Annotated in this window: 15 protein-coding genes; 4 read left to right on the forward strand and 11 right to left on the reverse strand. The window is 36.1% G+C overall.

Annotated elements, in window-relative coordinates:
• Positions 1–696 precede the first annotated feature (696 nt).
• Positions 697–1,338 (forward strand): TfoX/Sxy family DNA transformation protein, encoded by a 642-nt coding sequence (locus K7G93_RS08115; protein ID WP_226690443.1) that lies wholly within the window; start codon positions 697–699, stop codon positions 1,336–1,338.
• Between the two features lie 107 nt (positions 1,339–1,445).
• Here K7G93_RS08115 and nfuA read toward each other — a convergent pair whose 3' ends face one another.
• The 11 genes from nfuA to yrfG all read right to left on the reverse strand — a co-directional run bounded on the left by nfuA (position 1,446) and on the right by yrfG (position 11,415).
• Positions 1,446–2,030, reverse strand: coding sequence for a Fe-S biogenesis protein NfuA (gene nfuA, locus K7G93_RS08120; RefSeq protein WP_049215012.1), 585 nt, complete (start codon positions 2,028–2,030; stop codon positions 1,446–1,448).
• A 95-nt stretch (positions 2,031–2,125) separates the two neighbouring features.
• On the reverse strand, positions 2,126–2,812 hold the full coding sequence (locus K7G93_RS08125; protein ID WP_224045776.1) for a ComF family protein: 687 nt from the start codon (positions 2,810–2,812) through the stop codon (positions 2,126–2,128).
• Between the two features lie 113 nt (positions 2,813–2,925).
• Positions 2,926–3,738, reverse strand: coding sequence for a Cof-type HAD-IIB family hydrolase (locus K7G93_RS08130; protein WP_115323280.1), 813 nt, complete (start codon positions 3,736–3,738; stop codon positions 2,926–2,928).
• A 145-nt stretch (positions 3,739–3,883) separates the two neighbouring features.
• The gene (gnd, locus tag K7G93_RS08135; RefSeq protein WP_115323281.1) at positions 3,884–5,338 is read right to left on the reverse strand and encodes a decarboxylating NADP(+)-dependent phosphogluconate dehydrogenase; all 1,455 of its coding nucleotides are present in this window, start codon (positions 5,336–5,338) and stop codon (positions 3,884–3,886) included.
• A 100-nt stretch (positions 5,339–5,438) separates the two neighbouring features.
• Entirely contained in the window at positions 5,439–5,858 is a 420-nt protein-coding gene (locus tag K7G93_RS08140; protein WP_226690442.1) for a hypothetical protein, read from the reverse strand.
• A gap of 207 nt (positions 5,859–6,065) precedes the next feature.
• Positions 6,066–6,764: a 6-phosphogluconolactonase gene (gene pgl / locus K7G93_RS08145; RefSeq protein ID WP_226690441.1), complete on the reverse strand. Its 699-nt coding sequence runs from the start codon at positions 6,762–6,764 to the stop codon at positions 6,066–6,068.
• A 62-nt stretch (positions 6,765–6,826) separates the two neighbouring features.
• Entirely contained in the window at positions 6,827–8,317 is a 1,491-nt protein-coding gene (zwf, locus tag K7G93_RS08150; protein WP_049215003.1) for a glucose-6-phosphate dehydrogenase, read from the reverse strand.
• 70 nt (positions 8,318–8,387) lie between these two features.
• Positions 8,388–9,209, reverse strand: coding sequence for a 3'(2'),5'-bisphosphate nucleotidase CysQ (cysQ, locus tag K7G93_RS08155; RefSeq protein WP_226690440.1), 822 nt, complete (start codon positions 9,207–9,209; stop codon positions 8,388–8,390).
• 181 nt (positions 9,210–9,390) lie between these two features.
• On the reverse strand, positions 9,391–10,260 hold the full coding sequence (hslO, locus tag K7G93_RS08160) for an Hsp33 family molecular chaperone HslO (protein ID WP_226690439.1): 870 nt from the start codon (positions 10,258–10,260) through the stop codon (positions 9,391–9,393).
• 78 nt (positions 10,261–10,338) lie between these two features.
• Positions 10,339–10,749 carry a ribosome-associated heat shock protein Hsp15 gene (hslR, locus tag K7G93_RS08165; RefSeq protein WP_226690438.1) on the reverse strand — a complete coding sequence of 137 codons (411 nt, stop codon included), beginning with the start codon at positions 10,747–10,749 and terminating at the stop codon, positions 10,339–10,341.
• 9 nt (positions 10,750–10,758) lie between these two features.
• On the reverse strand, positions 10,759–11,415 hold the full coding sequence (gene yrfG, locus K7G93_RS08170; RefSeq protein ID WP_049214998.1) for a GMP/IMP nucleotidase: 657 nt from the start codon (positions 11,413–11,415) through the stop codon (positions 10,759–10,761).
• 90 nt (positions 11,416–11,505) lie between these two features.
• Between yrfG and nudE the strand changes: the two genes are divergently transcribed.
• The 3 genes from nudE to pckA all read left to right on the forward strand — a co-directional run bounded on the left by nudE (position 11,506) and on the right by pckA (position 14,734).
• A complete protein-coding gene (gene nudE / locus K7G93_RS08175; protein ID WP_226690437.1) occupies positions 11,506–12,051 on the forward strand; it encodes an ADP compounds hydrolase NudE in 546 nt (181 codons plus the stop codon).
• Positions 12,052–12,203: 152 nt separating this feature from the next.
• Positions 12,204–12,917 carry a hypothetical protein gene (locus K7G93_RS08180; RefSeq protein WP_226690436.1) on the forward strand — a complete coding sequence of 238 codons (714 nt, stop codon included), beginning with the start codon at positions 12,204–12,206 and terminating at the stop codon, positions 12,915–12,917.
• A gap of 200 nt (positions 12,918–13,117) precedes the next feature.
• A complete protein-coding gene (gene pckA, locus K7G93_RS08185) occupies positions 13,118–14,734 on the forward strand; it encodes a phosphoenolpyruvate carboxykinase (ATP) (RefSeq protein WP_049214993.1) in 1,617 nt (538 codons plus the stop codon).
• The last annotated feature ends 63 nt before the right edge of the window (positions 14,735–14,797 follow it).

Here is a 14,797-nt window from a genome sequence, read left to right on the forward strand (position 1 = left end):
GTTCAATCGCTCAATAAACTGCTTAGCTAAAGTTTACACTTCTATTTAATATTAAACTCTTAATATTAAATCAGTATGAATTTTCAGTTATAAGCACCTATCAAGACTTCAATAATTAAAATTTTTTTCAAAATGAAATCAATCAACAAGTGCCCACACAGATTGTCTGATAAATTGTTAAAGAACGTTGCATTTAAGCAAGGCTGAAAATAATAATAAATTACAGATTCACTGTCAAGCAATTTTAAGTAGAAACATTAGAAATTTTTCCTAAAAACAACTACCTTTCACTATTCATTGCCTTCCTTGCTTTGCGGTCGTGCATTATAGGCTTTTATTTTTCTCTGGCAAGTCCTTTTTTGTTAAAGATATGAAAATTAAATACAACTGCTATTTTTTTAAGCAATGTTATTAAATAGATAAATTCTATAAATAGACAAATTCATTTTATACATTATGATTATTCTTTTGAGTTAATTGCTTCATTAATAAAATGGCATAAATTATTAATGTTTAAACTTTATTCAAAAAAAGAATAAAAATTTATTATTTTTTCGATCTAAATCACAAAATTTTCAATAAGTTATAATATTTTTTTAAAAAAATATGAAGATGTGTTATAACTTTGCTGGCTCAAGGTTATGAGCTTATTACAATAATATGTGTCAAGTAGTATAACTATAAGGAAGAGTTAATATGACGAAAACAGCAAAAGAAACACTAGAAATTCGAGAAATTTTAAGTGATCTTATTGGAGAGGTTACAGCAAAAAGTCTCTTCGCCAGCTATGGATTATTTCACCAAAAAATCATGTTTGGCTTATATCAAAATAACATATTCTATTTGAAGGCCGAAGGGGAATTAGCCTCATACTTAGAATCAAAAGGTGCAGCGAGTTACTTGGCTAAACAATCACAATCACCTTCAACGCTCAATATTTCTAGTTATTATCGCCTCCCCAAAGAAATCACTTCAAATAAAAAACTTTATAAGCAAATCTTAGAAGAGTCTCTACAACAGATTAGAGATCAAAAACTATCTGAACAGCTTGCAAAGAGAAATAGAATTAAAGAATTACCCAACCTTTCCATTAAACATGAGAGAATGTTAGGAAAAGTTGAAATTTATGATGTTCGTACGTTTCAAATATTAGGTGCTAAAAATGCTTATATTCGGCTTAAGAAAAAAGGAATTAGTGCAGGTGTAGGTATATTTTGGGCGTTCTATGCCGCATTAGAAAATAAAAATATTAATTTAATTACAACATCAGAAAAAGAGAATGTACTAACCCGCTTAAACTTAGCTTTAGCAGAGGCAGGATTAAGACAGATAAAATAAGCTTAAAACCAGGAAAATAGTCTCTTTTTTATCTCAACAACCAAGATACAAAATTTAAGGACTGATACCTAGTTAATGAACCAGTCCTTATTTGTAAAATTTATAAATCAATAATAAGAATGCTCACCGCGCTGATGTTCTGTGATATCCTTAGCACCTTTTAATTCATTAGAGAACAAACTTAATAATTGTTTTTCAATACCATCTTTCAATGTCACATCCACCATAGAACAACCATTGCAACCACCACCAAATTGTAAAATAGCATAACCATCATCTGTAATTTCAATTAATGTAATACGTCCGCCATGGCTAGCTAATTGTGGATTAATTTGAGTTTGAATAACATATTCAACACGTTCAATTAAAGGAGCATCATCTGCTACCTTGCGCATTTTGGCATTAGGTGCTTTTAACGTTAATTGAGCACCTAGTTCTTCTGTAACATAATCAATTTCAGCATCTTCTAAAAAAGGTAAACTAATTTCATCAATAAATGCAGAAAATGAAGAGTATCTCATTTCAGTATCTGTACTTTCAACTGCATTTGGTGGGCAATAAGAAACTCCACATTCTGCATTTGGAGAACCTGGATTAACGACGAAAATTCGAATATTCGTTCCTTCCTCTTGCTGATCAAGTAAACGGCGGAAATGTGCTTGAGCAGCTTCAGAGATCATAATTTGTTGCATAAATTATCCTAAAATATGAATACTTGAGTAAGATTGTCAAGAATGATACTCCTAGATTATTTTTTTTTCTACCTTTTACAGCAATAAATCTTTACTTACGTTTTTGCCAGTCCCCAAATCTGAATTTCTTCCACACCTACTTCACGTAATACTTTCGCAATCTCATTTAGTGTCGAGCCTGTAGTAATGACATCATCAAGTAAGGCAACTGACTTATAAGTACATTTTTGATATTTAGGATTAATTCTAAATGCATGGCATAAATTTTTCTGCCTCTCCTTAGCGGTCAATCCTCGTTGAGTATGAGTATGTTTTATACGTTGCAATAAATCGTTATCACAAGGAATTTTTAACCACTTAGCAAGACACTTAGCTATTAAACTAGATTGGTTATAGCCACGTTGCCAATGACGAAAACGATGTAGCGGCACTGGTAAAATAACTTCTGGTAGAATGAGTCCATGTGTTCGCCGAGCCTTATATAACGCTAATAACAACAGTCTCGCTAAAGTGCGGTCTAAAAAGAAAGCATTTTGGAATTTAAAACGATGAATTAAATAAGACAAAGGATCAATATAACGTCCAATAATCACTATGCGATCCCAGCTCATTTTATCATGCAAACAATGACCACAGTATAAAGCCTCTTGAACTAACTCGCAGCCACAATGCCCACAATATGCAAAACGTCTAATTTTTTTATTACAACGAGAACACAGGCCATGAGTCATAATCGATAACTTTTGTTGACAAAGAACACAACGAAAACTCAGCCAATTCATAAAGCTCCTTTATTTTATAATGAACCTAATATATCTAACACTAAAATAAAGGAGGGATTTTATGTAAAGTTAGTAGATTATCTTGCGAATAAGATCGCAAAAATAAATTTTATTTAATCAATAAGTTTTGCTTTTTTTAAAAAAGAATAAATACCATCTTCTTCAATATGTAAGGTTACATGATCTGCAATGGCCTTCAGATCTTGATGTGCATTGCCCATTGCTACGCCAACACCTGCTATTGTAAGCATTTCAATATCATTCAAACCATCTCCAAAAGCCATCACATTTTGCATAGAAAAACCTAAGTGCTGAATGGCAGCTGCAATCCCAGTCGCTTTTGAAATATGTTCATCAAATAAATCAACAGATTGCTCATGCCAACGTACTGCCTGCAAACCTTTCAAAACACCTGAATTATTTACTAATTCATCTTGCTGCTGCTCATAAAAAGCTAAGATTTGAAAAACATCATGCTGTTTAAAATAATCTTTATTTTCATAATAGTGCCCCCTCAAAGGATCTAATGCACTACGTACTTTATCTGTAGCCGCGGAAACACAAGTATCTGTTGGTGAAATTTGTGCATATTCAATTTGATGTTGTGTGAAAAAATCGACCAATTGCTGAATTTTTTGTTTTGAAAGTGGGTTCTTTTCTAAAGTAGCACCTTGATAACTGACATACTGACCATTCATCGTAACAAATAAGTCAATTTGGGTTTGCTGAATTAATTCTTTAATTTTAGGTGGAAAATTACTCGGTGTGCGTCCCGTTGCAATAGCTGGGATAATACCATTTGCTTTTAATTTTTGAATAGCAGAAACCGTTGCATCGGGTAAATAGTCTTTATCTTTGACTAATAAAGTTTCATCGATATCAAAAAAAACGATTTTAATTTGCTCACGATAATTAGGAATTGTCATAACATACCTTTATTAATATTTAATGATACACAAATTGTAGCACTATTTTGTCTTTTCCAGAGAAAATAACATCTATTCTGACCGCTCTTTTAACTAAAAAGCCACTTGTTGATTTCAGCAAGTGGCTTTCGTAATGTATTTCTAGCTAAACATCATAAGTTGTTGAGGCAGTATCACCACCACGACCTGTCCAGTTTGTATGGAAGAACTCTCCACGTGGTTTGTCAGTACGTTCATAAGTGTGTGCACCGAAGTAGTCACGTTGCGCTTGTAATAAGTTTGCAGGTAAACGTGCGCTGGTGTAGCTATCTAAGAAGGTGATCGCTGACGCCATACAAGGCATTGGGATACCCACTTCAATGGATTTTGCGACCACTTTACGCCATTCACCTAAACTATTTTCTAAAATGCCTTTGAAGTAATCGTCTGAACCTAAGAAGATTAAATCTGGGTTAGCTTCATAAGCATCGCGGATATTACCTAAGAAACGGCTACGAATAATACAACCTTCACGCCATAAAAGTGCGGTGTTTCCGTAGTTAATATTCCAACCAAAGTTCTCAGATGCTTCACGGATTAGCATAAAGCCTTGTGCATAAGAAATGATTTTTGATGCCAATAACGCTTTGCGTACCGCTTCAATCCACACTTTTTTATCGCCTTCCACTTTGCCCACTGCTTTGTTGAATAATTTTGATGCTTCAACACGTTGATCTTTGAATGAAGATACGCAACGTGCGAACACAGATTCAGTGATAAGTGTTAATGGAATACCGAAATCAAGAGCATTGATTCCAGTCCATTTACCTGTCCCTTTTTGACCTGCAGTGTCTAAAATTTTATCCACTAAGCGAGTACCATCTTCATCTTTATAGCCTAAAATATCAGCTGTGATATCGATGAGATAGCTGTCTAATTCCGTTTTACGCCATTCGTTGAACGTTGCTTCCAACTCATCATCAGATAAACCTACACCTTCTTTTAAGAATTGGTATGCTTCGCAGATAAGTTGCATATCGCCATATTCGATACCATTGTGAACCATTTTCACAAAGTGACCTGCGCCATCACGACCAACCCAGTCACAGCACGCTTCGCCTTGTTCAGTTTTCGCAGAGATTGCTTGTAGAATTGGTTTCACGTGTTCCCATGCTGACTCATCACCGCCTGGCATAATGGAAGGTCCGAAACGTGCACCTTCTTCACCACCAGAAACCCCTGTACCAATAAAGCGAATGCCTTTTTCGCGTAAGTAAGCCACACGACGGTTAGTGTCAGGATAGTTGGTGTTACCGCCATCAATAATGATGTCACCTTCTTCTAAGTGCGGTAATAATGCCTCAATGAATTGATCCACAACATCCCCCGCACGTACCATTAACATCACTTTACGCGGTTTTTCTAATTTATCCGCTAAGTCTTGTAATGAATACGCTCCGATAATGTTTGTACCTTTCGCAGCACCTTGTAAAAACTCATCTACTTTGGAAGTCGTGCGGTTAAATGCCACTACTTTAAAGCCATGATCATTCATATTTAAAATTAAGTTTTGACCCATTACCGCTAAGCCGATAACGCCGATGTCGCCTTTTACTGACATTGTTTGCTCCTGTTTTTTAAGAAATCATATATTTTTCTAATAAAGGTAATAATCTGTTAGGTACTTTTCGTAAATGACGGTTTCTTCTTTTTCCCCAATCTTACTTATCTACTAAAAAATACTCAAAAGGAATATTTTTTGTATTAGCGGATTGTTCTAATTCTTTTTTATCTTGTTCACTATCGCCAACCATAAAGATTTTGGTATTTTTTCCGAATTTACCATTCTCAATAACATATGTGGCAGCTACTTTGTTTAACATTTGGCTTTTGCCTGAAATACCTATGTTTAAATTGTCATTAGTCACTAAATCCATTAATTGCTTGTTTATTCCGCCTGAGCTAGCTTTCATCATTCCCGCTAAGATTAAATTAGATGCACTATTATTAGCTGCATTTACATTAAAAATGATAGTTTTATTCGTATTTTTAGGAATTTTCCGAGCAATATCATATGGGCTAATTGCAGATGAGCAAGCCATTAAAGTCAATACAATGAAAAGAGAAAATAGTTTTTTCATTTTAAACTCCTGATTAAGTAAGAAAATTTTTCAAAAAAATACCGCACTTTTATCTCTTAAGCCACGCTTGAAAACTTACTGAATTTCATCCCCCGATGGTGCTCGTCTTTGACGAGTGCCTTAATTTTTAGCACTCGTTGGAAACGAGCGCTATCCTATATTTGGTACTCGAATCTTTTGTAAAATTTCGAAAAATCTCACCACTTGTTATAGCAACTTCGCCGCATCTTTATCCAAATACCACTCTGTAATGCCCTTTTTCGCTTTAATTTTCGCAGCTGGGTAAGGCAAACTTTCTACTGGCTTGGTTTGAATTTCTTTCAAAATTTCTGCTTTGCTTGCACCAGTCACTAAATAAGTCACGCGTTTCGCTTGTTCAATGAGTTTTGCTGTTTTTGAAATGCGAATTTGCCCAGTTTCAGGGTGTCTGGCGATAACCGCTAAATTGGGATCATCAAAATTAGTTTGATGTGGGAAAAGTGATGCAGTGTGTCCATCTGTTCCCATACCTAAAATAATCCAATCAAAAACTTGCTCAGGAACGACCGCACTGAGTTCTTGCTCAAAGCGTTTAAGTTCCGTTTCTACAGGCTCTTCACCACGAATGCGGTGAATGTTTTCTGTAGGAATTTGAATGTAGTCGAATAATAATTTTTGCACTTCGCCGTAGTTACTTTCAGGATCAGTTGGTAACACCATACGATCATCACCCCACCAGAAATGCAAGTTTTGCCATTGAATTTCAGTGTTGTAAGGTGCTTTCGCCAAAGTTTTAAATAATAATTTCGGCGTCGAACCACCAGAAAGAGAAATATGTACCGGGCGATTTTCAAGGCTGTACGCTAAAAACTCTTGTGCAATTTTTTCAACGGCACTGTGTGCATCATCAAAAATAACAGTATTCATTGTGTATCCTAAAGTTGTAGTTTCAATATATCCCTCTTAAATAAGAGGGACTTTTCAACAAATTACACCTTCTTTTTCATTAAGCCACTCGGCTTACGCCAAACACGGCCCGTTTTTGCGATAAGCTTATCAGCTTCTGTTGGTCCCCAAGTACCAGACTCATACTCATATACACGCCCATTTTGTGCTTTATATTGCAAAATCGGTTCTACGAATTTCCAACAAGCATGTACTGCATCAGTACGTGCAAATAAAGTTGCATCTCCTTTCATAGAGTCAAGCAGTAAACGCTCATAGGCAGTTAATAAACTTGGTGATGCAAGATCTGCATAACGGAAATCCATTGAAACCTCTTTGGCCTCAAAGCCTGCGCCTGGTTTTTTCAAACCGAAACGCATTGAAATACCTTCATCTGGCTGAATACGGATAATCAGTTTATTTTCCGGCGCTTTTTGACTGAATACAGGATGTGGCGTGGTTTTAAAGTGAATTACAATTTCAGTGACACGGGTTGGTAAGCGCTTCCCTGTACGTACATAAAAAGGCACGCCAGCCCAACGCCAGTTATCAATTTCACAACGCAATGCCATATAGGTCTCAGTAGTAGAATCTTCAGGTACCCCTTTTTCTTGTAAGTAACCTTTTACTTCTTCACCATTAATCATTCCCACACCATACTGACCTAGTACTAAATTATTTTCTAAATCATCTTGGCTTAACGGATGCAAGCAGTGCAGTACTTTCGCTACTTCATCACGCATCGAGTCTGCATTAATAATTGCTGGAGGTTCCATTGCAACCATTGCTAATACTTGTAATAAATGATTCTGGAACATATCACGCATTGCGCCTGAGCCATCATAATAGCCACCGCGTTCTTCAACGCCTAACGACTCAGCTCCTGTAATCTCAATATAATCAATAAAATTACGATTCCAGAGTGGTTCAAATAGCCCATTTGAGAAACGTAAAACAAGTAAGTTTTGAACTGTTTCTTTTCCAAGATAATGATCTATACGATAAATTTGATGTTCTTCAAAGAAGCGATGAATCTGAACATCTAGTTCTTTCGCTGTGCGAATATCATAGCCAAATGGTTTCTCAACAATCAACCGTTTCCAACCATACTCTTCAGTATTTAATCCATGTGCGGCAAGGCATTCTGGAATAATACCGTATAGGCTTGGTGGCGTAGAAAGGTAATATAATGTGTTACCACAAGTTTGATATTTATCATGTAGTTCATCAAGACGCGGAATTAATTTACCATAATCCGCAGCATCTGAGGTATTCACTGCTTGATAATAAAGATGTGAGCAAAATTGTTCTAATGTATCACCATTTGCCCCTTCGCTTTTTATTAATGCTTGGCGCATTTTTTCACGAAAAGTTTCATCTGTTAACTCAGAACGCGCGACACCTAAAACAGAAAAATGTTCTGTTAATCGACCAATCTTATAAAGGTTATAAAGGGCAGGAATAAGTTTACGATAAGTTAAATCACCTGACGCCCCAAAAATTACAATACAATTATTGTCTGCTTCAATTTTCATTTTTTTCCTGAAATTATTGTTAAAAAATTTTATTTAATCTGTAACATATTATAACAAATTACTCGTCGTGCTAATTAAATTTGAAGATTTTCTGCCAGTCAAATCCCTTGTTTGATACCATCAAAAAATTTGGGTTAGTAAAATCCTCTTTTTGATTATAGGTGAGTGCTTGGAATTGAAAGTCAAATACCCCCCCATCTAATTCAGCCAATAGTACTTCTGCAGGCGCGGTATCCCATTCACCTGTACTCCCTAAACGGACATAGCAATCACAAGTTCCATCAGAAACAAGACCACTTTTCAAACCACAAGAACCGTAAATTAGAAATTCATATTGATAATTTGGGTTTAGTAATGGTTGTACTTTTTGTTTAGTGCTTTCAGCCCCGACACCAATTTTAATTACTCGGTTATTGGGGAAGGATTGGGTAGTAAGTTTAATCACCTCATCGCCTACTTTTTTATAAGCACCAAATCCTTGCATCGCATAATAAACAGTCTTCAAAATTGGAGCATAAATAATCCCTAGGACAGGTTTTTGCTTCTGAACAAGTGTAATCAATACTGCAAAATGATCTGTACGATTAATAAATTGCTGCGTACCATCTAAAGGATCAATTAACCAATATTCATCCCACAGGGAACGCTCTGCAAGGGGGATTTTGCAATTTTCTTCGGATAGAATCGGGACGTGCGGTGTAAGTGCGGTTAATTTTTCAATTAAAAACTGGCTTAAATATAAATCCACTTCGGTAACAGGCGTATTATCTAATTTATGCTCTACATTGACCGAACTTTCTTTGAACTTTTGATAAAAATCGACTAAATACTTTCCCGCTTGTTCACTAATATTGAGTGCATCATCTAATAACTTAGGGGAAAGTATTAACATAAGAAGATCCTTTTAAATAGTTGTTTATTGGTGAATAAGCAATAACATTTAGGGGAAAAATAATTTTTAATAAAAAATCCAAACTTGAACAGTTTAAACGATTGCTTAAAAATAGAAAAACAGGCTACCAAATATCTTGATAGCCTGCAACTTAATCACCTGCAATTCGCTTTATTTTTATTTAATTTGCTTGCGATTTTAGCTGTTGAATTGCGGCTTTATTAAAGAAATAATGGGTCCCACAACACTCACATTGCATATCAATTGTGCCATGATGTTCTGCTAGGACTTCATCAATTTCATCATCTGAAATTAATAATAACGCTGCGCCAGAACGCTCTTTTGAACAACCACAAAAAAAGCTGACTGGCTGTGCAGGGAAAAGTTCAACCGTTTCTTCATGGTATAAGCGATATAATAATTCCTCTGCACTTAGACCAAATAATTCTTCTTCTTTAATAGTAGCAGTTAATGTCGCAAGATGCTCAAAATCTTGTGGTGAACCAGACCCATCAGGCATAATTTGTAACAACATGCCTGCTGCAACAGGTTGTCCTTGATATTCGCCCGACTGAATAAATAACTGTGTTTGCAATTGTTCTGAACGTACAAAGTAATCTTCTAAACATGCTGTGATAGTGGGTTTATCTAGTGCAATTACACCTTGATAACGTTCACCTTCTGTTGGTGCAATTGTGATCACTAACACGCCTTTCCCCACTAATTGCGCCAAACTCATTTGCTCATCAACATCTGCTTGTAAGCGGGCTAATGCACGCATTTGCTGCTTATCATTGCCATTAACTAACGCTAATTTTAATGGACCTTCACCCTGTACTTGAACCGTAATATCTCCTTCAAACTTTAAAGTAGCCGTTAATAAGCTCGTCGCCACCATCATTTCGCCAAGTAAGTTCTGGATAACTTTTGGGTAATGATGAGTATTTAATGTCTCAGTAAAAGTTTGATTTAGACGCACCCACTCACCACGCACTGCTCGATTTTGGAATAAATAGCGATACAGTTTGTCATTGTCATTTTTATATGTCATTAGATTTCCTTTTTAACTCGCTTAGGGATAAACGAGCTATTAATTAATATTTAGTATTTATAGTATTGACTCATTCAATTACAAGCGTTCTTGGTACTTAAACTTCAATAAGTCACGACGCTCTTTTTTGTTTGGTCGGCGATCTGGATGAGGCATAGTTAACGCATTAATTTTGCGAGCGATGGCCATTTTAGTGCGCTGCTCAACGCTTTTTTCCGTTTCTTTATACAACAATTGTGCCTCAGGTGCACCACGACGTTGGCTAGAAAGTGCGGTCACTTCTACTTCTTTTTCCTCATTTCCTTGTCGTAACTTAATGATGCCACCTACTTCAACATGCTTGTTTGGCTTAGTTCGCTGCCCATTATAATGCACTTTACCACCATCAATCATTTCTTTTGCTATTGTGCGTGTTTTATAAAAACGAGCAGCCCAAAGCCATTTATCTAAACGCACATCTTCATCTAGTTGTTTATTCTCTTTTGCCATATTACATTATTACTCCACTAACGTGCGGTAATCCTTGACTGAAAAATGCCGCTCAAAATGCTTATATGGTAAGGTGCTATCTGGATTTTCCACACCGATCGTATAAGCGATCCCAAATTGTTTAGCACTATCTAATACTTTTTCCGTATCATCAATAAATAAAGTGCGCATTGGCTCAAAATAATGTTGCTTCTGTAAGTTCTGCCATAAAGCTTGTTCAATTTTAGGTGCACCAAATTGATGGCTAGAAAGCAGCAGATCAAAGTGCGGTACAAAATCACAAAATTTCAACTTAGCTTCTAAACTAAATACATTACTGTCAGTTAATAATACAACATGTTTACCCATCTGCTTTACTACTTGCAAAAAGGGAGCAACATCAGAGCGTACTTTTAATTCAGGTCCATGAGATTGATATAATTCTCGTAATGGTAAATCTAACTGTTTGGCCCAAAAATCTAAACAATACCAATCTTTGCTGTGCTCAATTGCATCATAACGTTGTTTTAACACTTGTTGGCTTTGTTCAAAAGGAAGGCTAAACTTGGCAGCATAAGCTTGCGGCACAAGCTGTTTCCAAAAGTAATGATCAAAATAAAGATCAATTAACGTACCATCTAAATCTAAAATAACAGTATCAATTTGATGCCAATTTATTGCTAACATAAAACTATACCTTTCCTTTGTGTAAAAAGCGGTTTATGGTATCGTTATTCGGTAATTTTGTAAAATTTCGCCGATTTACACGAGGTAAACATGAGCCAAAAACCACAGATTCTTGCGATTTCGGTTGCTGCTAAATCACGCCTTTTCGAAATTCAATCTGTTGACCTTAAATTTTCTAATGGTGTGCAACGCACTTATGAGCGTTTTAAGCCTAGTAGCCGTTGTGCGGTCATGATATTACCAATAGAACAAGATTCACTTTTAATGATACGCGAATACGCAGTGGGTACAGAACGCTATGAGCTGGGTTTTCCAAAGGGATTAATGGATGCAAATGAAACCCCAGAACAAAGTGCAAATCGAGAACTAAAAGAAGAAGTTGGATTGGGTGCCCAAAAACTCATCCACTTACGAACAGTAAATACCTCTCCAAGCCACATGAATAATCCTATGCATATTTTTTTAGCTCAAGATTTTTACACATGCAAACTGGATGGCGATGAGCCAGAGCCATTAGAATTAGTCCGAGTTCCACTTAGCAAAATTGATGATTTACTACAAGATCCTGATTTTTGTGAAGCACGCAATTTAGTTGGGCTATATTGTTTACGTGATTATTTAAGTCATCACAAATAATGCCATGACTCACTTAAACTCTACACAAACATACTCCTAATATGCCGCTTTGTTTTAAATCAAAAAATATTGTAAAACGAACAATTATTGGTTGTTTTACATTCATCTATAAGTATAATTCTCCGCCTAATTACATAAAAATGGAGTTTAAAATGAAAAAAATCCTCTTAGGAAGCTTTATATTAGCAGCAACAAGCAGTGCTCTTGCATTAGATAATAATGTCAATTTGTATGGGAAAGTCGGCGTTGATCTTATCTCTCGTTTTGAAACTGTTGATCCAAGTATCTATCACTTCTCAGTTCCTCACAAAAGAAATACCTTTTCGCCAAGCACTTTCTTAGAACTGACCTATAATGTTTTACCTCAAACAGAACTAGGTTTAGGTGTGGGTTTTATTAAACGTAATAGCTTTAAGCATGTGAGTCATGGTGTTGAAGGTAATAATGGACAGACTGATGTTGAGACAACAGAAAAATACTTAGTTCCTCGCTATCGCTCTATTCCTCTTTATGTAACGTTAAAACAAAATTTTGTTTTCATACCAAATACAACATTGTACTTAAAAGGCGACTTAGGTTATGCATTTAATAAAACAAAATCGACTAGATTAGATGCTATATCTTATAACCTCGCTGGAAATGGACAAGACTATATAGAAAAAACAAATATCAATATGTCTGCTAAAGATGGTGCTTATTACGGTATTAGCTTAGGTCTAGAATACAACAATTTCTTAGCTGAAGTTGGTTATTACCATACTTCATCCCGTATTAGTTTTGCTTCTTCTCCACAAAAAACAGTACCATATAAAGAAGTTTCTTATAATAATGATGCCCTACGTTTATCTATCGGTTATAAATTCTAACAATTATTTCCCCATAGATTCTTAATGAAAAAGACTGTCCGTTATGACAGTCTTTTTTCTTTGACTTAAATCATAGAACAATAAAAATTCTAAGCAATTTTTCAAAATTTTGATCAACCTAACAGTTTTTAGGTAGAAATTTGATTAGAATGCTCCCATTATTTTTTTCAACTTTAAAAATTAACTCTATGAGGTGATGTATGACAGACTTAACTAAAGTAATCAACGAACTTGGTGCACTTGGTATTCATGATGTAAAAGAAATCGTTTATAACCCAAGTTATGAACAATTATTCGAAGAAGAAACCAAACCAGGTTTAGAAGGTTACGAAAAAGGTATCGTAACAGAGTCAGGCGCAGTTGCGGTTGATACAGGTATCTTTACTGGTCGTTCGCCAAAAGACAAATATATCGTGCTTGATGACAAAACCAAAGATACTGTTTGGTGGACAAGCGATGCGGCGAAAAACGACAACAAACCAATGACACAAGAGACGTGGAAAAGCTTAAAAGGTTTAGTCACAGAACAACTTTCTGGTAAACGTTTATTTGTGATCGATGCATTCTGTGGGGCTAACGCAGATACTCGTTTATCAGTGCGTATCGTGACTGAAGTAGCATGGCAAGCACACTTTGTGAAAAATATGTTCATTCGCCCAACAGAAGAAGAATTAGTTGGCTTCAAACCAGATTTTGTTGTCATGAATGGTTCTAAAGTGACTAACCCGAACTGGAAAGAACAAGGTTTAAATTCTGAAAACTTCGTGGCATTTAACTTAACTGAAGGGGTACAATTAATCGGTGGTACTTGGTACGGCGGTGAAATGAAAAAAGGTATGTTCTCAATGATGAACTACTTCTTACCATTAAGAGGCATCGCATCAATGCACTGTTCTGCGAACGTGGGTGAAAAAGGCGACGTTGCAGTATTCTTCGGTTTATCAGGTACAGGTAAAACTACTCTTTCAACGGATCCAAAACGTCAATTAATTGGTGATGATGAACACGGTTGGGACGATGATGGCGTATTCAACTACGAAGGTGGTTGCTATGCGAAAACGATTAAACTTTCTCCAGAAAACGAACCTGACATCTATAAAGCAATCAAACGCGATGCGCTATTAGAAAACGTCGTGGTACGTGCAGATGGTTCAGTGGATTACGATGATGGTTCAAAAACAGAAAACACCCGTGTTTCTTACCCAATTTACCACATCGATAACATCGTAACGCCTGTATCAAAAGCAGGTCATGCGAAAAAAGTGATTTTCTTAACTGCTGATGCATTCGGCGTGTTGCCACCAGTATCTAAATTAACGCCAGAGCAAACTAAATACTACTTCTTATCTGGTTTCACAGCGAAATTAGCAGGTACAGAGCGCGGTATCACAGAACCAACTCCAACCTTCTCAGCTTGTTTTGGTGCGGCATTCTTATCACTTCACCCAACACAATATGCTGAAGTGTTAGTGAAACGCATGGAAGCAGCTGGTGCAGAAGCATATTTGGTGAACACTGGTTGGAACGGTACAGGTAAACGTATTTCAATCAAAGATACGCGCGGTATCATTGATGCAATCTTAGATGGTTCAATTGAAAATGCAGAGATGAAAACATTACCAATCTTTGATTTAGCTGTACCAACAGCATTACCAGGTGTTGATCCTGCAATCTTAGATCCACGTGATACTTATGCAGATAAAGCACAATGGCAAGCGAAAGCAGAAGACCTTGCTGGTCGTTTCGTGAAAAACTTCGAAAAATATACCACTAACGATGAAGGTAAAGCATTAGTGGCAGCAGGTCCAAAAGCGTAATCAAACGCTCGAGAATTCACATACTCAAACAGCTCGATTTTTATCGAGCTGTTTTTTTACGCC

It is taken from the genome of Pasteurella canis, from assembly GCF_020810675.1.
GTDB lineage: Bacteria > Pseudomonadota > Gammaproteobacteria > Enterobacterales > Pasteurellaceae > Pasteurella > Pasteurella canis.